This window comes from Afipia sp. MLSD5-FHT05B12, from assembly GCF_058793355.1.
In genome coordinates, this window is the sequence record NZ_JBXAFS010000004.1 from 106,067 (window position 1) to 126,243 (window position 20,177).

Annotated in this window: 19 protein-coding genes; 14 read left to right on the forward strand and 5 right to left on the reverse strand. The window is 62.9% G+C overall.

Annotated elements, in window-relative coordinates; genetic code table 11:
* The first annotated feature begins 82 nt into the window (after window positions 1–82).
* Window positions 83–451 (forward strand): DUF2794 domain-containing protein, encoded by a 369-nt coding sequence (locus tag AC1Q6J_RS07625; protein ID WP_492278711.1) that lies wholly within the window; start codon window positions 83–85, stop codon window positions 449–451.
* 12 nt (window positions 452–463) lie between these two features.
* Here AC1Q6J_RS07625 and AC1Q6J_RS07630 read toward each other — a convergent pair whose 3' ends face one another.
* A complete protein-coding gene (locus AC1Q6J_RS07630) occupies window positions 464–808 on the reverse strand; it encodes a carboxymuconolactone decarboxylase family protein (protein ID WP_492278962.1) in 345 nt (114 codons plus the stop codon).
* Between the two features lie 75 nt (window positions 809–883).
* Here AC1Q6J_RS07630 and AC1Q6J_RS07635 point away from each other — a divergent pair, with 75 nt between their 5' ends.
* The gene (locus AC1Q6J_RS07635) at window positions 884–1,186 is read left to right on the forward strand and encodes an ArsR/SmtB family transcription factor (RefSeq protein WP_492278712.1); all 303 of its coding nucleotides are present in this window, start codon (window positions 884–886) and stop codon (window positions 1,184–1,186) included.
* 3 nt (window positions 1,187–1,189) lie between these two features.
* Here the strand turns inward: AC1Q6J_RS07635 and AC1Q6J_RS07640 are convergent, their stop codons facing one another.
* From AC1Q6J_RS07640 to AC1Q6J_RS07655, 4 genes are all read right to left on the reverse strand, one after another.
* Window positions 1,190–1,717, reverse strand: coding sequence for a GNAT family N-acetyltransferase (locus AC1Q6J_RS07640; protein WP_492278713.1), 528 nt, complete (start codon window positions 1,715–1,717; stop codon window positions 1,190–1,192).
* 237 nt (window positions 1,718–1,954) lie between these two features.
* Window positions 1,955–2,746, reverse strand: coding sequence for a Bax inhibitor-1/YccA family protein (locus AC1Q6J_RS07645; RefSeq protein ID WP_492278714.1), 792 nt, complete (start codon window positions 2,744–2,746; stop codon window positions 1,955–1,957).
* 208 nt (window positions 2,747–2,954) lie between these two features.
* The gene (locus tag AC1Q6J_RS07650; protein WP_492278715.1) at window positions 2,955–5,525 is read right to left on the reverse strand and encodes an ABC transporter permease; all 2,571 of its coding nucleotides are present in this window, start codon (window positions 5,523–5,525) and stop codon (window positions 2,955–2,957) included.
* Window positions 5,522–6,268, reverse strand: a complete 747-nt coding sequence (locus AC1Q6J_RS07655) for an ABC transporter ATP-binding protein (RefSeq protein WP_492278716.1) — start codon at window positions 6,266–6,268, stop codon at window positions 5,522–5,524. The genes AC1Q6J_RS07650 and AC1Q6J_RS07655 overlap by 4 nt, the downstream gene beginning before the upstream one ends.
* On the opposite strand from AC1Q6J_RS07655, the gene AC1Q6J_RS07660 reads away from it, so the two are divergent.
* From AC1Q6J_RS07660 to AC1Q6J_RS07715, 12 genes are all read left to right on the forward strand, one after another.
* Entirely contained in the window at window positions 6,267–6,986 is a 720-nt protein-coding gene (locus AC1Q6J_RS07660; protein WP_492278717.1) for an arylesterase, read from the forward strand. The two genes, AC1Q6J_RS07655 and AC1Q6J_RS07660, sit on opposite strands and share 2 nt — an antisense overlap.
* A 106-nt stretch (window positions 6,987–7,092) precedes the next feature.
* The gene (thpR, locus tag AC1Q6J_RS07665) at window positions 7,093–7,629 is read left to right on the forward strand and encodes an RNA 2',3'-cyclic phosphodiesterase (RefSeq protein ID WP_492278718.1); all 537 of its coding nucleotides are present in this window, start codon (window positions 7,093–7,095) and stop codon (window positions 7,627–7,629) included.
* A gap of 60 nt (window positions 7,630–7,689) precedes the next feature.
* On the forward strand, window positions 7,690–8,871 hold the full coding sequence (zapE, locus tag AC1Q6J_RS07670; protein WP_492278719.1) for a cell division protein ZapE: 1,182 nt from the start codon (window positions 7,690–7,692) through the stop codon (window positions 8,869–8,871).
* 188 nt (window positions 8,872–9,059) lie between these two features.
* Window positions 9,060–10,028 (forward strand): malate dehydrogenase, encoded by a 969-nt coding sequence (gene mdh / locus AC1Q6J_RS07675; RefSeq protein WP_492278720.1) that lies wholly within the window; start codon window positions 9,060–9,062, stop codon window positions 10,026–10,028.
* A 113-nt stretch (window positions 10,029–10,141) separates the two neighbouring features.
* A complete protein-coding gene (gene sucC / locus AC1Q6J_RS07680) occupies window positions 10,142–11,338 on the forward strand; it encodes an ADP-forming succinate--CoA ligase subunit beta (protein ID WP_492278721.1) in 1,197 nt (398 codons plus the stop codon).
* 4 nt (window positions 11,339–11,342) lie between these two features.
* Window positions 11,343–12,227, forward strand: coding sequence for a succinate--CoA ligase subunit alpha (gene sucD, locus AC1Q6J_RS07685; RefSeq protein WP_492278722.1), 885 nt, complete (start codon window positions 11,343–11,345; stop codon window positions 12,225–12,227).
* A gap of 135 nt (window positions 12,228–12,362) precedes the next feature.
* Window positions 12,363–15,314, forward strand: coding sequence for a 2-oxoglutarate dehydrogenase E1 component (locus tag AC1Q6J_RS07690; protein WP_492278723.1), 2,952 nt, complete (start codon window positions 12,363–12,365; stop codon window positions 15,312–15,314).
* Between the two features lie 101 nt (window positions 15,315–15,415).
* A complete protein-coding gene (gene odhB, locus AC1Q6J_RS07695) occupies window positions 15,416–16,648 on the forward strand; it encodes a 2-oxoglutarate dehydrogenase complex dihydrolipoyllysine-residue succinyltransferase (RefSeq protein ID WP_492278724.1) in 1,233 nt (410 codons plus the stop codon).
* 4 nt (window positions 16,649–16,652) lie between these two features.
* Window positions 16,653–17,294, forward strand: a complete 642-nt coding sequence (locus AC1Q6J_RS07700) for a LysE family translocator (protein ID WP_492278725.1) — start codon at window positions 16,653–16,655, stop codon at window positions 17,292–17,294.
* Between the two features lie 23 nt (window positions 17,295–17,317).
* On the forward strand, window positions 17,318–18,061 hold the full coding sequence (locus AC1Q6J_RS07705) for an SDR family oxidoreductase (RefSeq protein WP_492278726.1): 744 nt from the start codon (window positions 17,318–17,320) through the stop codon (window positions 18,059–18,061).
* A 32-nt stretch (window positions 18,062–18,093) separates the two neighbouring features.
* Window positions 18,094–19,497 (forward strand): dihydrolipoyl dehydrogenase, encoded by a 1,404-nt coding sequence (lpdA, locus tag AC1Q6J_RS07710; protein WP_492278727.1) that lies wholly within the window; start codon window positions 18,094–18,096, stop codon window positions 19,495–19,497.
* A 150-nt stretch (window positions 19,498–19,647) separates the two neighbouring features.
* The gene (locus AC1Q6J_RS07715) at window positions 19,648–20,172 is read left to right on the forward strand and encodes a hypothetical protein (RefSeq protein WP_492278728.1); all 525 of its coding nucleotides are present in this window, start codon (window positions 19,648–19,650) and stop codon (window positions 20,170–20,172) included.
* The last annotated feature ends 5 nt before the right edge of the window (window positions 20,173–20,177 follow it).

Here is a 20,177-nt window from a genome sequence, read left to right on the forward strand (position 1 = left end):
CCGGCAGCGGATGTTCCTGAAATCATGCTTGCAGGCGTGGCCGGACGGGGCGATCATGTCACCTGCGTGACAGGAGGCGCCGATGAATTCAATGTCGGGCGATATCGATCCAAGCGAGAGCAGGGGGCTGGAACGCAGCACTGCGCCGCTCCCGCCCCAGACCGTAGCGTTCAATCGCGTCGAACTTAATCGCATCCTCAATCTTTACGGACGCATGGTCGCCGCCGGTGAGTGGCGCGACTACGCTATCGATTTTCTGAAAGACCGTGCGGTGTTTTCGATTTTTCGCCGCGCGTCGGAAGTCCCGATCTACCGGATCGAAAAGGACCCGCGGCTCGCCCGCAAGCAGGGCGCCTACAGCGTGATCGCCGCCAGCGGACAGATCCTTCGCCGCGGCCATGAGCTTGATCGCGTCCTGCTGGTGATCGATCGCAAGCTCGCGCTGGTGTAGCCGGTCCGCGTTTTATGTCTTGCTGAACTGGTCGTAGGCGCGCAGCGCATCGGCGGCGTACATCAGCGCCGGGCCGCCTCCCATGTAAACGCACATTGCCATCACCTCGGCGACTTCCTCGCGCGTCGCCCCCAGTTCCTTCAGCGCCTTGGCATGAAAGCCGATGCAGCCGTCACAGTGCTGGGTCACGCCGATCGCCAGCGCGATCATTTCCTTGGTCTTCTTGTCGAGCTGTCCGTCCGCGCTGGCGCCTTTCGACAGCCCGTAGAAACCCTTCATGGCATCCGGGACGAGTTTCCCCAGCTCCCGCGTAAACTCGGAAATATCCCGGGTGATTTCCTGATAATCCTTTGCCACCGCTGTCATTCCTTGCATGATTTTCATTTCATATATATATGATATTAGAAAAATATAATATGTAAAGGGGCTGTCATGGGGCTGACGGACGAAATGCCGGCGAAGGCCGACGCGGCGGCCGATTTCCTGAAGGGACTGGCCAGTCCGCACCGGCTGCTGATTCTCTGCGAGCTTGCTGATGGCGAGCGCAACGTCAGCGATCTGATCGCGGCGACAGGCATCGCCCAGACCTCCATGTCGCAGCATCTCGCGAAGCTGAAGGCCGCAGGCATCGTCGATGTGAGGCGCGAGCACCGCAATCTGTTTTATTTCATCGGCAGTGCGGTGGTGCGCGATGTGATGGCCATTCTCTACGGCCATTTCTGCAAGAAGGGTTGATCGTCAGCGCGGCGTGCTGCGTCCGCCTTCACCCAACGCGCGCTGCATCATCACCGTGTCGAGCCAGCGGCCGAACTTGAATCCGACGCTGGGGTGCGTGCCGATCATCTCAAAGCCCGCGCGGGCATGGACGCCGATCGAAGCGGCGTTGGCGGTGTCCCCGATCACCGCGATCATCTGCCGGTAGCCGCGCGCCTCGCATTGCGCGATCAGTTCGGTGACCAGGGCGAGGCCGATCCCGCGCCGGTGGCTGGCGGGCGAGAGATAGACCGAATTCTCCACGGTGAAGCGATAGGCGGGCCGGGGACGATAAGGTCCGGCATAGGCGTAGCCGGTGACGCGGCCATTCTCCTCGGCGACAAGATAGGGAAAATTGCCGGCATGCAGCGCCTCGAATCGCCGCCTCATTTCCCCGGCGTCCGGCGCTTCAAGCTCGAACGTCGCAGTGCCATGCCTGACCGCCTCGGCATAAATCTCGGTGATGGCGGGAATATCCGCCGGGGTGGCGGGCCGGATGTGAACCTGGGGCATTGGAGAATTCCTGACTTGTCCCGGACGCGATGCAGCGCGTAGCGGTGCATCGCCGAACCGGGACCGTCAAGCGCTGGAACGGTCCCGGTTCAGCAGCGCACCACGTTGTGCTGCGCTGCGCCCGGGACACTGCCGATCAAGCCCGTCCGGTTACGATGCGAGCCGGCCACTGAGCAAAACAAAAGCCCCGGCTTTTGGCCGGGGCTTTCAAGAGTTCAGCGATTAGCCACGATCAGTCTAGTCGCGCTGTCCGAGCAACTGCAGCAGCAGTGTGAACAGGTTGATGAAGTTCAGGTAGAGGGACAGTGCGCCGGTGATCGCTGCGCGCTCTGCCACATCGCCGCCCTGGCTGGCATAGCCATAGATGTAATCGTTCTTCAGGCGCTGGGTGTCCCAGGCGGTGAGGCCGGCGAACACCAGCACGCCGATCACCGAGACGATGAACTGCAACATCGTGCTTGCGATGAACAGGTTCACCAGGCTCGCGAGGATGATGCCGAACAGGCCCATCATCAGGAACGATCCCATCCCGGTCATGTCACGCTTGGTTGTGTAGCCGTAAAGGCTCAGCGCACCGAACGAGGCAGCCGTGATGAAGAACACCCGCACGATCGAGGTGTGGGTATAGACCAGGAAGATCGACGACAGCGAGATACCCATCAGCGCCGCGAATACCCAGAACAGAAGCTGCGCGGTGGCGGGCTTCAGGCGGTTGATGCCGAACGAAATGGCGAACACCATCACGAGAGGCGCGAGGATGAACACCCACTTCAGCGGGCTGACGAACATCGCGACGCCGAACGACGTCAGATACTGCTTGCCGATGCGGCCGGCGGCGGCGGTGGCGTCGGGCGTCACGGCGCCCATGTAGACGCCCAGCGCCGCGAGGCCGGTGATGGCCAGGCCGATTGCCATGTAGTTGTAGATCTTAAGCATGTACGAGCGCAGACCGGCATCGACGGTCGCGGCGTCAACGCGCCCGGCGGCCCGGCCGAAAGGTGACGTATAGTTGCGGTCCAAGTCCGACATGGTCGAAACCCCGTGTTTGTCTGGCGAAAGCGAAGGGTCTGCGCCGCCAGCTATAAGTTCTTCCCAGAACCCCGATGATGAGTCCATCCCTTGATGGCATCAATTCGGATTCTGAACCCGCTCGGTATGTGGGAAACTAACACACTCGACGCAAGCAGGGGCGCGCGGCTGAATGTCGCAAAACCCGCTACTTCGCTGCTACAAATTGTCATAAGTTACGGAGCACGGTAGCGGGTTTTTGGTTAAGCGCGAGTAATGTTCCCGCCAGCCCGAGCCCGACCGTAACGGCGAGTGCCGCCAGCACGACAAGGGCGGCGCTGCCCGCCTGCCAGACGAAGCTCAGGGTCATCAGCCGGGTCACGATCTGCCATGCGGCGATCGATCCGGCCGCCACTCCGAACACGGCCGTGGCCAGGCCGATCAGCAGATACTCCAGCGCATAGGCGCCGAGCAACCGTGCCCGGGTCGCGCCGAGGGTCTTGAGAATCACCGCGTCATAGACCCGGTGCCGATGCCCCGCGGCGAGCGCGCCGCCCAGCACGAGGATGGCCGACACCAGGGTCACCGAGCTGGCGCCCCGGATCGCCAGCACGAGATTGGTCACGACCTTTCCGATCGAATCGAGCGCCTCGCGCACCCGGACGCTGGTCACCATCGGAAAGGCGGCGGCGACCTCCTTGATGAGCGTCGCATCGCTTGCGGCGGTCGGGCTGGCCTCCGTCAGTGTCGCGATATCGGTATGAGGAGCGCCGGCGAAGGCCTTCGGCGAATAGACCAGGACGAAATTGATGCCGAGGCTCTGCCAGTCCACCGTTCGCAGGTTGCTGATCTTCGCGCTGATGTCGCGGCCAAGCACGTTGACGGTGATGTCGTCGCCGACCTTCACGCCGAGACCGTCGGCGATCTTCTTCTCCAGCGAGACCAGGGGAGGTCCGCTGTAGTTCTCGTCCCACCATGTGCCGTCGACCACCTTCGAGCCGCGCGGGACTTCGCCGGTATAGGTCAGGCCGCGGTCGCTTTGCAGCACCCATGCGGCATCGTTCGAGGGCTTGAGGTCTTCGGCCTTGATGCCTTTGGCGGCGACAATGCGTCCGCGCAGCATCGGCACGGTCTCCACATTGGCTTGCGGAGCGGTCTGTTTCAGGAACTCGCCAAAACGAGTGGCTTCCGCAGCGGGAATGTCGATGAAATAGAACGACGGCGCATGCTCGGGCAGCGCCGCCATGAACTGCCGCCGCAGATTGCCGTCGATCTGCGTGATGGTGACCAGTACGGCGAGGCCGAGACCGAGCGACAGGACGACCGATGGCGTCAGAGCGCCGGGGCGATGGATGTTGGCGATGGCAAGCCGCAGCATGGTGAGGCGCGGACGCGGCAGATTTTTCGCCAGCGCCATCAGCGATGAGGCGATGACGCGCAACACGGCGAACACCGCGACCGACGAGGCGACAAACACGGTGGCAACACGCTTGTCGTAGGCGAGGCCGATCGCAACCGCCACCAGTGTCGCGATGACGGCGGCCATCAGCACCAGATAGCGCCGCCGCGGCCAGTGGAATTGCGATGTCACGCCTTCGCGGAACAGCGCGGCCACCGGCACGTCATGGACGCGTCCGAGTGGCCATAGTCCGAATGCGAGCGCGGTCAGGAGCCCATAGAGAAACGACAGCGCGAGTTCACCGATATGGAATGTCGCTTCCACCGGAAGCGGCAGGATCTTTCCGAACACGCCGACGATGATGAAGGGAAGCGCCGCGCCGATGGCGAGGCCGATCAGCGATCCGAGGATCGCCAGCACCATCACCTGCGTCAGGTAAATCGTGAACACCTCGCGGCCGGTGGCGCCAAGTGCCTTGAAGGTCGCGATCACGTCGCGCCGCTCGTCGAGATGGCTCTTGATCGCATTGGCGACGCCGACGCCGCCGACCAGAAGCGCCGCGAGCCCGACCAGGGTGAGAAACTGCGTGAAACGGGTGATGCTGCGCTCGAGTTGCGGCGAGGCATTGCCGCGGCTGCGGACCTCCCAGCCGGCTTCCGGCAGGGCTTTCTGCGCGTCGTCGATCAGCGATTGCGTTGCGCGATCATCGACCGAGACGTCCGGCAGCCGCAGACGGTAGATCCAGCGCACCAGCGTGCCGGGTTGCAGCAGGCCGGTGGCGCGCAGCGCGTCTTCGCTGATCAGGAATCGCGGCCCGAGGCCGACGCCGCCCGCGAGCTTGTCCGGTTCTGCTTCGACGACGCTGCGAATGTCGAATGTCGCGTTACCGACAGTCACCCGATCGCCGACCTTCAATCCCAGACGCGCCAGCATGATGGCGTCGGCGCCCGCGCCGAACGCGCCGTCACGCTGCGCCAGCAATTCGGCCATCGGCATGGCCGGCGCGAGGATGACGTCACCGAGCATCGGATAGTTCGCGTCGACCGCCTTCAGATCGACCAGCGCGAACTCGCCTTTGGCCGAGCGCGCCATGCCGCGCATGATCGCCGCGACCGATATCTTGCCGCGCGCGTCGAGGAAGGCGCGCTCTTCTTTCGACGCCTCACGCTGAATCAATGCGAAGGATACGTCGCCGCCGAGCAGCGTGCGGCCCTGATGATCCAGTCCTTCGCTGAGGCTTCCGGCCACCGATCCAACGCCGGCGATCGCCATCACGCCGAGCGCGATGCAGGCCACGAAAACGTAGAAGCCGCGCAGGCCGCTGCGCAACTCGCGCAGCGCGTAACGGATCGCCAGTGCCAGGGAGCCGCTGCGCGGTGCGGTGTCCGCGATCTCGCTCATCGGGAGGCCGTCTCGATCCAGTGCCGGTCTGTCGCCGGTCCGTCGATGCGGCCCGAGCGCAATCGCACCACACGGTCGCAGCGCTGCGCCAGCGCGGCATCGTGCGTCACCAGAACAAGGGTCATGCCGCGCTCAAGATGCTTGGCGAACAGAAGATCGACGATCTGCTTGCCGGTGGACTCGTCGAGATTCCCGGTAGGTTCATCGGCCACGAGGATGGCGGGATCGGGCGCCATCGCGCGCGCCAGTGCCACACGCTGCTGCTCGCCGCCCGAGAGCTGCGACGGATAATGGTGCAGTCTCTCTCCGAGACCGACGCCGGCAAGTTCCGTGGCCGCGCGCGCATTCGCATCCGCGCGGCCCGCGAGCTCAAGCGGCACCGCGACGTTCTCGAGCGCGGTCATGGTCGGGATCAGATGAAACGACTGGAACACGATGCCGACATGGCGGCCACGGAATCGTGCGAGGCCGTCTTCATCGAGGGCATTGAACGAGACGCCATTGACCACCACCTCTCCGCTGTCAGGACGCTCAAGCCCCGCCATCACCATCAGGAGCGTGGACTTGCCCGATCCCGACGGTCCGATCAGGCCGACGGCTTCACCGGGCGCGACCCGCAGATCGACATCCTTGAGGATGTGAACCCGCGCGGCCCCGCTGCCCAATGAGAGATTGACGTTCGAAATGGAAATGGTGTCCGGTTCGAGACCGGCGCGCTTCGAGGATGCAATGAGACTGTCCATGGGTCTTTCATATGGGGGCTTCGGCGGCGCGGTCGAGAGGTTTGTGCGCGTGTTCATCATCGCAGCAACGGGGGCAATGATGGCGATGTCGGGGCCGGCCTCGGCTCAAACGCGATCTGTCCAGCCAGATGTCAAAGATGTGAAGCCGATCAGGCTCGCCGTTCTGGGCGATTCCCTGACCGCGGGCTTCGGCCTTCCGGCCTCGGCGGCGTTTCCGGTGCGGTTGCAGAAAGCCCTGAGCGAGAAGGGCATCGCCGCCGATATTCATAATGCGGGTGTCTCCGGCGACACCACGACCGGCGGGCTCGCCCGGCTCGACTGGTCGATCCCGCCCGGCACCGAAGCTGTGATTGTCGAGCTTGGCGCCAACGACGCGCTGCGCGGTGTCGATCCGAAGGTTGCGCGCGGCGCGCTCGACGACATCCTTACGAAACTCAAGGCGCGCAACATCGCCGTCCTGTTGTGCGGGATGTACGCACCGCCGAACTACGGCGCTGAGTACACCGCGAAGTTCAACAGCATCTATCCCGACCTCGCCAGGAGCCACAAAGTCCCGCTGTATCCGTTCTTTCTCGATGGCGTGGCGACCGAGGCGAAGCTGACGCAGCCGGACGGGCTGCACCCGACGGCGGCCGGCGTCGATGTGGTGGTCGAGCGGATTCTGCCGACGGTCGAGGCATTTCTGCGGGACCGCGCGGCGCAACCGGGCAAGCCCTGAGGAATTATCGGCCGATCACGCGATGGTCGCTTCGCACTGTCATCGTGCTGCGGTACAAAAGACATCAGGTGATTCGTGATCCTCTCTAGCATCGAGGAGATTCGTGATGCCGCGCTTGTTTACGGGGTTGGAAATTCCCCCCGATATCGGTCAGACGCTCTCGAACTTGCGGGGCGGGTTGCCCGGGGCGCGCTGGATCGACCCCGAAAATTACCACGTCACATTGCGCTTCATCGGTGACATCGACGGCGCGGCGGCGAGTGAAATCGCCTCGACGCTGGAGCGGATCAACCGCAAACCGTTCGAAGTCGCGTTGCAGGGCCTGTCCAGCTTCGGCGGCAAGAAACCGCGGGCGGTCGTGGCATCGGTTGTACCAAGCCGGCCTCTGATGGAATTGCAGGCGGAACTGGAACGGCTGATGCAGAGGTTCGGTTTCGATCCCGAGGGCCGCAAATTTATCCCCCATGTCACGCTGGCGCGGCTGCGCGACGCCTCCAATCGGGATGTGGCGGATTATCTGTCGGTGCGCGGCTATTTCCCGACCCGCAGCTTCATGGCCTCCCGGTTCGTGCTGTTTTCGTCACGGGCATCGGTGGGCGGTGGACCCTATGTCGTTGAAGACGCCTATGCGCTGAGCGCATAGAGAGCTTTCGGCACCTTTGTAGTCTTGCATTTTGCGCGTCGTTCTGGCGGGTAGCGGGCCATGAACGCTCCGTCTCGCGCCTCGTTCCGTCGGCACTATCAGGCTCTGGTCGCCGTAGGCACCATCGAAGCCGATCCCGCGCAGGCGCATGCCGTGGAAGCTTTCTCTGCGCTCGAGGTGAGACTGGCGGGCTATCGTCCCGGCCGCGGCGGACTGCTGCAACGCCTGTTCGCCGACAAGGACGCGGTTCCGCTGCGCGGTCTCTACATCCATGGCGAGGTCGGGCGCGGCAAGACCATGCTGATGGATCTGTTCTTCAGCGGGAGCGCCGTCGCGCACAAGCGCCGCGCGCACTTTCACGAATTCATGGCCGATGTTCACGAGCGGATCTATGGCTTCCGCCAGAAGATCGCGCGGCAGGAAATCGCTGACAGCGATCCGGTGCGGCTGACCGCGCAGTCGATTTTCGAGGAAGCGTGGCTGCTATGCTTCGACGAATTTCATGTCACCGACATCGCCGATGCGATGATCCTCGGACGCCTGTTCAGCCGGTTGTTTGAACTCGGCACGGTGGTCGTCGCCACATCGAACGTCGCGCCCGGAGATCTCTACAAGGGCGGCTTGAACCGCGCATTGTTTCTGCCGTTCATCGCGCAGCTGACGGATCGGATGGAGGTGCTGCGGCTCGATGCGCGCACCGACTTCCGCCTGGAAAAACTCGCCGGCATCAAGATGTGGCTGGTGCCTGCCGATGCGAGCGCGGACGCAGCGCTCGACAAGGCATGGACCAAGCTCACCGGCGGCGTTGTGGACCATCCGCGCGACATCACGATCAAGGGGCGCGTGCTGCACGTCCCTCACTCCGCGCACGGCGTCGCGCGGTTTACGTTCGCCGAGCTGTGCGAGAAGCCGCTTGGCGCGTCGGACTATCTGCACCTCGCGCACGATTATCATACGCTGATGATCGACCGGATTCCGGCGATGAAGTACGAGCAGCGCAATCACGCCAAGCGCTTCATCACGCTGATCGACACGCTTTACGACAACGCGGTGAAGCTGATGGCGTCGGCGCAGGCCGATCCCCTGTCGCTGTACACCGCGACCGAGGGGGTCGAGGCCAACGAATTCAAGCGCACCTCGTCGCGGCTGATCGAGATGGGCTCGGAATCCTATCTGGCGCTGCCTCATGGCCGCAGCGACTCATCCGCGAGCGGCGCGACCACGGGCCTGGTCGAGACCTGACGGGTTCGCTTTATGTTTCACCTCCGGCCCCGGCGAAAGCCCGATGTGAAACTGCCGCCGGTGCCACAACGATGAGCACCGCCACTTCATTAGGCGAACAGTGACTTGAACGCTTGCCGCGAAAGGTCTAACCAGCGCTCCAGAGTTTTCCCACCCTCTCTCCGTCGACATCAAAGGACAGATTTCCCATGGCGCGTGACAAGATTGCTTTGATTGGTTCAGGTCAGATCGGCGGCACGCTCGCCCACCTCGTCGGGCTGAAAGAGCTGGGCGACGTGGTGATGTTCGACATCGCCGAAGGCGTCCCCCAGGGCAAGTCGCTCGACATCGCGCAGTCCTCGCCGGTCGACGGCTTCGACGCCAACTTCACCGGCGCCAACTCCTACGAAGCGATCGAAGGCGCCAGCGTCGTGATCGTCACCGCCGGCGTGCCGCGCAAGCCCGGCATGAGCCGCGATGACCTTCTCAGCATCAACCTCAAGGTGATGGAGCAGGTCGGCGCCGGCATCAAGAAATACGCGCCCGACGCGTTCGTGATCTGCATCACCAATCCGCTCGATGCGATGGTCTGGGCGTTGCAGAAGGCCTGCGGCCTGCCGCAGAGGAAGGTTGTCGGCATGGCCGGCGTGCTGGACTCCGCGCGCTTCCGTTATTTCCTCGCCGACGAGTTCAACGTCTCGGTGGAAGACGTCACCGCCTTCGTGCTCGGCGGTCACGGCGACACCATGGTGCCGCTGACCAAGTACTCCACCGTCGCCGGCATTCCGCTGCCTGATCTCGTGAAGATGGGCTGGACCTCGCAGGCTCGTATCGACGAGATCGTCGACCGCACCCGCAACGGCGGCGCGGAGATCGTCAACCTGCTGAAGACCGGATCGGCATTCTACGCGCCGGCGGCGTCGGCGATCGCGATGGCGGAAAGCTATCTGCGCGACAAGAAGCGCGTGCTGCCCTGCGCCGCCTACCTCAACGGCGAGTACGGCGTGAAGGATATGTATGTCGGCGTGCCGGTTGTCATCGGATCGAAGGGTGTCGAGCGTATCGTCGAGATCGAGCTGGCCGGCAAGGACCGCGAAGGTTTCGACAAGTCGGTCGGCGCCGTGCAGGGTCTGGTCGAGGCCTGCAAGAAGATCGCGCCCGACCTGCTCGGCAAGTAAGCGGCGCAACGCCGTTAGCGATTCCGCGCGATCCGGAGAGAATGTTTTCCGGATCGTGCGCTGAGCTTTCCTCTTTCTCTCTTCTTTCTCTCTTCGGTTCTCTGGGGCAATCCATGAACATCCACGAATATCAGGCCAAGGCGGTGCTGAAGGAATTCGGCGTGCCGGTGTCGCGCGGCGTACCAATTCTTAAAGCGGGTGAAGCGGAGGCCGCGGCGAAGGAGCTCGGCGGCCCGTTGTGGGTGGTGAAGAGCCAGATCCATGCCGGCGGACGCGGCAAGGGCAAGTTCAAGGAAGCCTCGGCAGGCGACAAGGGCGGCGTGCGCCTCGCCAAGTCGGTCGACGAGGTGAAGGAATTCGCCACCCAGATGCTCGGTGCGACGCTGGTGACGATCCAGACCGGCCCGGCCGGCAAGCAGGTCAACCGCCTCTATCTCGAAGACGGTTCCGACATCGAGAAGGAATTCTATCTGTCGCTGCTGGTCGATCGCGAGACGTCGTGGGTGGCGTTCGTGGTGTCCACCGAAGGCGGCATGGACATCGAGAAGGTTGCGCACGATACGCCTGAAAAGATCGTGACGTTTTCCGTGGACCCGGCCACCGGCATCATGCCTCATCACGGCCGCAAGGTGGCGCAGGCGCTCGGTCTCAAGGGCGATCTCGCCAAGCAGGCGGAAAAGCTGGTGACGCAGCTCTATGCGGCGTTTCTCGCCAAGGACATGGAGATGCTGGAGATCAATCCGCTGATCGTCTCCAAGCAGGGCGAGCTGAAGTGCCTCGACGCCAAGATGTCGTTCGATTCCAACTCGCTTTATCGTCATCCGGATATCGTCGCGCTGCGCGACACCACGGAAGAAGATGCCAAGGAGATCGAGGCGTCGAAGTATGACCTCGCCTATATCGCGCTCGACGGCACCATTGGCTGCATGGTGAACGGCGCGGGCCTTGCGATGGCCACCCTCGACATCATCAAGCTCTACGGCGAATCGCCTGCCAACTTCCTCGACGTCGGCGGCGGCGCGTCGGAAGAAAAAGTCACGGCGGCGTTCAAGATCATCACCGCCGATCCGAATGTGAAGGGCATTCTGGTCAACATCTTCGGCGGCATCATGAAGTGTGACGTCATCGCGCGCGGCGTTATCGCCGCGGTGAAGGCGGTCGGCCTCCAGGTGCCTCTGGTGGTGCGCCTCGAAGGCACCAATGTCGAGGAAGGCAAAACAATCATCCGCGAAAGTGGTCTCAACGTTCTGCCCGCCGACGATCTCGACGATGCCGCGCAGAAGATCGTCAACGCCGTGAAGGGAAAGTAAGCCGATGTCCGTCCTGATCGACAAGAACACCAAGGTCATCTGCCAGGGCTTCACCGGCAAGAACGGTACCTTCCATTCCGAGGGCGCGATCGCCTACGGCACCAAGATGGTCGGCGGCACCTCGCCGGGCAAAGGCGGCAGCACGCATCTCGGCCTGCCGGTGTTCGACACCGTGCAGGAGGCGCGTGACAAGACCGGCGCCGACGCGTCGGTGATTTACGTTCCGCCGCCGGGCGCGGCCGACGCGATCTGTGAGGCGATCGATGCGGAAGTGCCGCTGATCGTCTGCATCACCGAAGGCATTCCGGTACTCGACATGGTGCGCGTGAAGCGGGCGCTGTCCGGCTCGAAGTCGCGGCTGATCGGGCCGAATTGCCCGGGTGTCGTCACCGCCGGCGAATCCAAGATCGGCATCATGCCCGCCAACATCTTCAAGCCGGGCAATGTCGGCATCGTCTCGCGCTCCGGCACGCTGACCTATGAAGCGGTGTTCCAGACCACCCAGGCCGGCCTCGGCCAGACCTCGGCGGTCGGCATCGGCGGCGACCCGGTCAAGGGCACCGAGTTCATCGACGTGCTCGAGCTGTTCCTGGCGGACGAGAAGACCAAGTCGATCATCATGATCGGCGAAATCGGCGGCTCCGCCGAAGAAGACGCGGCGCAGTTCCTCAAGGACGAAGCCAAGCGCGGGCGCATGAAGCCGATGGTCGGGTTTATCGCGGGCCGCACCGCGCCTCCGGGCCGCCGCATGGGCCATGCCGGTGCGATCGTCTCCGGTGGCAAGGGCGATGCCGAATCCAAGATCGCGGCCATGGAAGCGGCAGGGATTACGGTTTCTCCGTCGCCTGCGCGGCTTGGAACGACGCTTCTCGAAAGGTTGAAAGCGTAGTTCAGTCCTTGGTTCTTTTCAGCGCGAAGTTTTACCCTAAATAGGGTAAAAGGTGCGGCCCAAATACGATGCCGATACCAGATCGGGCGATTTCTCCCGATTTTCCCGCGCGATAGCAATCATCAGGACGCAATCATGTCTCGCCAGGACGCGAATGCCAATTTCGCTCTCACTTCCTTCCTCGACGGCGCCAACGCCAGCTACATCGACGACCTCTACGCGCGCTACGAGAAGGACCCGTCGTCGGTCGACCCGGACTGGGTGGATTTTTTCAAAAGTCTGAAGGACCAGCCGGCGGATGTTGCGAAGAACGCGCAGGGCCCGTCCTGGGAAAAAACCAACTGGCCGGCCACGCCGAATGACGACCTGACCTCCGCGCTCGACGGCAACTGGGCGCAGGTCGAGAAGGTGGTTGGCGGCAAGATCGCCGCCAAGGCGCACGCCGCCGGCAGCAACCTGACCTCGGCGGATATCCAGCAGGCGACCCGCGATTCGGTGCGCGCCCTGATGCTGATCCGCGCCTACCGCATGCGCGGTCACTTCCACGCCAATCTCGATCCGCTCGGGATCGAAGGCCAGAAGGATCACGAAGAACTCGATCCGCGCTCCTACGGCTTCACCGACGCTGATTTCGACCGTAAGATCTTCCTCGATCATGTGCTCGGTCTTGAGACCGCGACGCTGCGCGAGATTGTCGCGATCTGCCAGCGCACCTATTGCCAGACGCTCGGCGTTGAATTCATGCACATTTCGAATCCGGCGCAGAAGAGCTGGATTCAGGAGCGCATCGAAGGCCCGGACAAGGAAATCAGCTTCACCCGCGAAGGCCGCCGCGCCATTCTGATGAAGCTGATCGAAACCGAAGGCTTCGAAAAATTCTGCGACATCAAGTTCACCGGCACCAAGCGCTTCGGTCTCGACGGCGGTGAATCGCTGATCCCCGCGCTCGAACAGATCATCAAGCGCGGCGGCAATCTCGGCGTCCGCGATATCGTGGTCGGCATGCCGCATCGCGGCCGCCTCAACGTACTCACCCAGGTGATGGGCAAGCCGCACCGCGCGCTGTTTCACGAGTTCAAGGGCGGCTCGGCCAATCCGGATGAGGTCGAAGGCTCGGGCGACGTCAAGTATCACCTCGGCGCCTCGTCCGACCGCGAGTTCGACGGCAACAAGATCCACCTGTCGCTGACCGCGAATCCCTCGCACCTCGAGATCGTCGATCCGGTGGTGCTGGGCAAGGCGCGCGCGAAGGAAGACCAGAACGGCGATCCGCCGGATCAGCGCATCTCGGTGCTGCCGCTTCTGATGCACGGCGATGCGGCCTTCGCAGGTCAGGGCGTGGTGGCGGAATGCTTCGCGCTGTCGGATCTGAAGGGCTATCGCACCGGCGGTTCGATCCACTTCATCGTCAACAACCAGATCGGCTTCACCACCTATCCGCGCTACTCGCGCTCATCGCCTTATCCCTCCGACGTCGCCAAGATGATCGACGCGCCGATCTTCCATGTGAACGGCGACGATCCGGAAGCGGTGGTGTTCGCGGCCAAGATCGCGATCGAATTCAGGCAGAAGTTCCACAAGCCTGTCGTCATCGACATGTTCTGCTATCGCCGCCACGGTCACAACGAGGGCGACGAGCCGGGGTTCACCAACCCGGTGATGTACAAGAAGATCTCGACCCACCCCACCACGCTCGATCTCTATGCCAAGCGGCTGATTGCCGATGGCGTCATCACCGAAGGCGAAGTCGAGAAGGCCAAGGCTGACTGGCGCACGCGCCTCGATGCGGAGCTCGAGGCCGGTTCGGGTTACAAGCCAAACAAGGCCGACTGGCTTGACGGCAAGTGGGCCGGCTTCAAGTCGGCCGAGGTCGGCGAAGATCCGCGCCGCGGCAACACCGGCATTGCGATCGATGAACTCAAGGACATCGGCCGCAAGATCACCAAGGTGCCGGACGGTTTCCGTATTCACCGCACCGTGCAGCGCTATCTCGAAAATCGTCTGAAGACGATCGAGAACGGCGAGGGCATCGACTGGGCGACCGCCGAAGCGCTGGCGTTTTGCACGCTGCTCAAGGAAGGTCACCGTGTGCGTCTCTCGGGGCAGGACTCCGAGCGCGGCACCTTCTCGCAGCGTCACTCGGTGCTGTTCGATCAGGAGGATGAAAGCCGTTACACGCCGTTCAACCATCTCGACGACAAGCAGGGTCACTACGAGGTGATCAACTCGCTGTTGTCCGAGGAAGCGGTGCTCGGCTTTGAATACGGTTACTCGCTGGCCGAGCCGAATTCGCTCACGATGTGGGAAGCCCAGTTCGGCGACTTCGCCAACGGCGCGCAGGTCGTGTTCGACCAGTTCATCTCGTCGGCCGAGCGCAAGTGGCTGCGCATGTCGGGTCTCGTCTGTCTCCTGCCTCACGGCTATGAAGGCCAGGGGCCGGAGCATTCCTCGGCGCGCCTTGAGCGCTTTCTTCAGATGTGCGCCGAAGACAACATGCAGGTCACCAATCTCACGACGCCTGCGAACTACTTTCACGCCCTGCGCCGTCAGCTCAAGCGCGAGATCCGCAAGCCCTTGATCGTGATGACCCCGAAGTCGTTGCTGCGTAACAAGCGCGCGGTGTCGAAGCTCGAGGAGTTCGCGACGGACACGTCGTTCCACCGCATCCTGCTGGACGATGCGGAAACGGGCAGCGAGTTCAAGCTCGCCGAAGACGGCAAGATCCGCCGCGTCGTTATCTGCTCGGGCAAGGTCTATTACGATCTGCTCGAAGAGCGCGAGAAGCGCGGCGCCGACGATATCTACCTGCTGCGCGTCGAGCAGCTCTATCCTGTGCCGCTCAAGGCGCTGGTGCAGGTGCTTGAGCGTTTCAAGAAAGCCGAAGTGGTCTGGTGTCAGGAAGAACCCCGCAACATGGGCGGCTGGCACTTCATCGAGCCGTATCTCGAGTGGGTGCTTAACCAGGTCGGCTCGGCGCACAGGCGTCCGCGCTATGCCGGGCGCGCTGCCGCGGCGGCGACCGCCACCGGCTTGATGTCCAAGCATCTCCAGCAGTTGAAAGCATTGCTCGACGAAGCTCTCGGCTGACCCATTGGATGCCCGCATGCCGCGGGCATTTCCATCCAGTACGATTTGATTTGAGGCGCTGACGGCACAGGAAGCCGCTCACGACGCAAGGGGAAAAAGAAATGGCTGAAATTCGCGTTCCGACATTGGGCGAGTCCGTCACCGAGGCCACCATCGGCCGCTGGTTCAAGAAGGCCGGCGATGCCGTCGCCGTTGACGAGCCCTTGGTCGAGCTCGAAACCGACAAGGTGACCATCGAGGTGCCGGCGCCGTTCGCAGGAACCCTGGATGAAATCATTGCCAAGGACGGTGAGACGGTCGCGGTCGGCGCGCTGCTCGGTCAGATCTCGGCGGGCGCGGGCGGCGCCAAGCCGGCCGCTGCTCCGTCCAAGACCGCCGAGCCGCCGAAGGCGGCCGCGGCTCCCGCGCCCGCGCAGAAATCTCCGCCGGCCGATGCGCCGCAGGCGCCGTCGGTGCGCAAACTGTCTGCTGAGTCAGGTGTCGACGCATCCACCGTTCCGGGCTCCGGCAAGGATGGCCGCGTCACCAAGGGCGACATGCTGGCTGCTATCGAGAAGGCCGCCTTGCTGGCGACGCCGCTTAATCAGCCCGCCGCCGCCGTGCAGGTGCGCGCGCCGTCGCCCGCCGACGATGCCGCGCGTGAAGAGCGTGTGAAGATGACGCGCCTGCGCCAGACCATCGCCCGCCGCCTCAAGGAGGTGCAGAACACCGCGGCGATGCTGACGACCTTCAACGAGGTCGACATGTCTCACGTCATGGCCCTGCGCAGTCAGTACAAGGACGCATTCGAGAAGAAGCATGGCGCCAAACTCGGCTTCATGGGATTCTTCACCAAGGCTGTGGTGCAGGCGCTCAGGGACGTGCCGGCGGTGAACGCCGAAATCGACGGTACCGACCTTATCTACAAGAACTACTATCACATCGGTGTCGCGGTCGGCACCGACAAGGGCCTTGTCGTGCCAGTGGTGCGCGATTGCGATCACAAGTCGATCGCAGAGATCGAGAAGAGCATTGCCGACTACGGCCGGCGCGCCCGCGACGGACAGCTCAAGATCGAGGAAATGCAGGGCGGCACCTTCACGATCACCAACGGCGGCATCTATGGCTCGCTGATGTCGACGCCGATCCTGAACGCGCCGCAGTCGGGCATCCTCGGCATGCACAAGATTCAGGAGCGGCCTGTCGCCATCGGCGGCAAGGTCGAAATCCGCCCGATGATGTACCTGGCGGTGTCCTATGATCACCGCGTCATCGACGGCAAGGAAGCGGTGACCTTCCTCGTGCGCGTCAAGGAAAACCTCGAGGATCCGGCTCGCCTCGTGCTGGATCTGTAAGCTGATGAATCTGCCGCCCGAATTCCTCGCGTTGTTCGGTGTGTTCGTGTTGGCGGCCATCGCGCCGGGCGCGGACTTCGCCTGCGTGCTTCGCGAGAGCGTGAGTTTTGGGCGGCGGGCAGGAATTGCTTCAGCCATCGGCGTCGGGTCCGCGATCATGATCCATGTCGCCTACACCGTGACCGGGGTGGGCCTGATCGTTGCGCAATCGGTCCTGATCTTCACCATCGTGAAATGGTGTGGTGCGGCTTATCTGGTTTATCTTGGCGTCCGGTCGCTGACGGCGAGCCGTCGCTCACCCCAAACCCTCGACAAGACTGCCGCCGCTTCCGTCGGCGACGCGCGCAGCGTCGTCACGTCGTATGGCGTGGGCTTTCTCACCAATCTTCTGAACCCCAAGGCGACGCTGTTTTTCGTTTCGCTGTTTGCCACGATCGTTTCGCACGAGACGGCCGTGATGACCCAGTTCGCATACGGAGCCGTGCTGGCCGTCTTTCTTGCGCTGTGGTTCAGCTTTGTCGCGGTCTTTTTGACGACGCGCTCGATGCGCGCGGGTTATGAGCGGATCGGACACTGGATCGACCGTGCGACGGGGCTGGTTCTGATCGGACTGGGCGTTCGTATCGCTCTTCAGAAAGCAAACTGAGTTCGTGCGAGGAATTGGTTCGGATGGATAGCGTTGCCATCGTCACCGGAGGAAGCCGCGGCATCGGGAGAGCCACGTCGCTTGCAGCCGCCAGGCGCGGCTACAAGGTCGTCGTCGGCTACGCGAGCAACAAGGCCGCCGCCGACGAGGTCGTCGGGACGATCGAAGCCAGCAACGGCAAGGCTATCGCGGTGAAATGCGACGTCGGCAACGAGGCCGACATTCTTGATCTGTTCAGGCAAGCGGACGTGTTCGGCAGGCTTGGCGCGCTGGTCAACAATGCCGGCGTGGTCGATGCGACCGCGCGCGTCGATGAGATGTCCGCAGCGCGGCTCACCCGCATGATGAACGTCAATATAGTCGGCAGCATTCTGTGCGCGCGCGAGGCCGTAAAGCGCATGTCCAGCAAGCACGGCGGCACCGGCGGGGTGATCGTCAATCTCTCGTCCGTGGCGGCGACGCTCGGCTCGCCGGCGCAATATGTCGATTATGCAGCCTCAAAGGGCGCGATCGATACGTTCACGGTGGGACTTGCGCGCGAAGTCAGCGCCGAGGGCATTCGCGTCAACGGTATTCGCCCGGGCCTGATCGACACCGACATCCACGCCAGCGGCGGCGAGCCGGATCGCGCGCACCGGCTGGCGCATACGGTGCCGATGAAACGCGTCGGCACCGCGGATGAAATCGCCAATGCCGTCGTCTGGCTGATGTCGGACGAGGCGTCATACGTCACAGGCACAATCGTCGATGTTTCCGGCGGCCGCTAATTTCAACTTCTCTGCGAGTACAGGATAATCCCATGGCTTCTTATGATCTCATCGTTATCGGCACCGGTCCCGGCGGTTACGTTTGCGCGATCCGCGCGGCGCAGCTTGGCATGAAGGTCGCGGTGATCGAGAAGCGCGCGACCTTCGGCGGGACCTGCCTCAACATCGGCTGTATTCCGTCGAAGGCGCTGTTGCAGGCATCGGAGCGCTACGAGGAAGTCACGCACATGTTGCCCAAGATGGGCATCGGCGTCGGCAAGCCGAAGCTCGATCTTCCGACCATGATGAAGTTCAAGACCGATGGCGTCGACGGCAATACCAAGGGCGTCGCTTTCCTGTTCAAGAAGAACAAGATCGATGCCTATGAGGGCACCGGCAAGATTCTCGGCGCGGGCAAGGTTGAGGTCACCGGCAACGACGGCAAGAAGCAGGTGCTGGAGACGAAGAACATCGTCATCGCCACCGGCTCCGATGTCGCCAAGCTGAAGGGCGTCGAGATCGATGAGAAGCGGATCGTCTCGTCCACCGGCGCGCTGACCCTCGACAAGGTGCCGGAGAAGATGCTGGTGATCGGCGCCGGCGTGATCGGCCTTGAACTGGGTTCGGTGTGGCGCCGGCTCGGCGCGCAGATCACCGTCGTCGAATTCCTGGACCGGATTCTCCCCGGCATGGACGGCGAAGTCGCGAAGTCCTTCCAGCGCATTCTGGAAAAACAGAGTGTCGAGTTCAAGCTGGGCGCCAAGGTTACCGGCGTCGATACGTCCGGCAAGAGGCTGAAGGTCAGCGTTGAGCCGGCCGCCGGTGGCGCGGCGGAGGTGATCGAGACCGATGTTGTGTTGCTGGCGATCGGACGCGTGCCCTACACCGAAGGTCTTGGGCTCAAGGAAGCCGGAGTCGAGATCGATCAGCGCGGCCGCGTGCAGACCAACGGACATTTCGCGACCAGTGTGAAGGGCATCTATGCCATCGGCGACGTGATCGCGGGGCCGATGCTGGCGCACAAGGCCGAGGACGAGGGCATCGCGATCGCCGAGATTCTCGCAGGGCAGGCCGGTCACACCAACTACGATGTCATTCCGAGCGTGATTTACACGTTCCCGGAAGTCGCTTCCGTCGGCAAGACCGAGGAAGAGCTGAAGCAGGCGGGCGTAGCCTACACCTCGGGCAAGTTTCCGTTCACCGCCAACGCGCGCACCAAGGTCAACCAGACCACCGACGGCTTCGTGAAAATCCTCGCGGATGCCAAGACCGACCGCGTCTACGGCGTTCACATTGTCGGTGCGGAAGCCGGCGAAATGATCCACGAGGCTGCGGTGCTGATGGAGTTCGGCGGTTCCGCGGAAGATCTTGCTCGGACCTGTCATGCTCATCCGACCCGTTCGGAAGCGGTCAAGGAAGCCGCGCTTGCAGTCGGAAAACGCGCTATCCATATGTGATAAGCGCTTGATCTGCCAATGGTATGGACGGGTTGGCGAAAAGATCGCGCGCACTTCATAATTTGAGCGCGATCTGGCGCAAAACCGGCTTCCACTTTTGCTGATCGCACTCATTCCGGCATTCAGCCGGTCGTGACGATGGAAACGCGCATGCGCCGGCTGCTTCGTCCGCTTTGGGTTCTGCTCGCGCTGATCTTCCTGATCGAAGCGTGGCTGTGGGACCGCGTCGAGCCGATCGTTGCGCGCATCGTTGCACTGATTCCCCTGCCACGGCTCAAGGCGTGGCTTGCCGACCGCGTCGAGCATCTGTCACCGGGCCTGACACTGATCGTGTTCGCGGTGCCTGTCATCGTCCTGTTTCCGCTTAATTTCGTCGCGGCTTGGCTGCTGGCGTATAAATATTTCTTTGGCGCGACCACGCTGATTGTTTTTCAGAAGGTTCTTGGCGTGGGCATCGTCGCGTTCGTGTTCGATGTGACGCGCGAGAAGCTGCTGCAGATGGGCTGGTTCCGCAGACTCTACGAGTTTGTGCTTGATCTGCGCGTGCGGGCACTGGCGATCGTTGCGCCGTTCAAGCGCGCCATTCAGCAATGGATGGCGCGTTTCCGCCGCGCATCGCCCGGATACATCCGGCGTTTGCGCCGGCGGATGCAGGCCTCGCGGTCGTCGTCGTGAGGCGC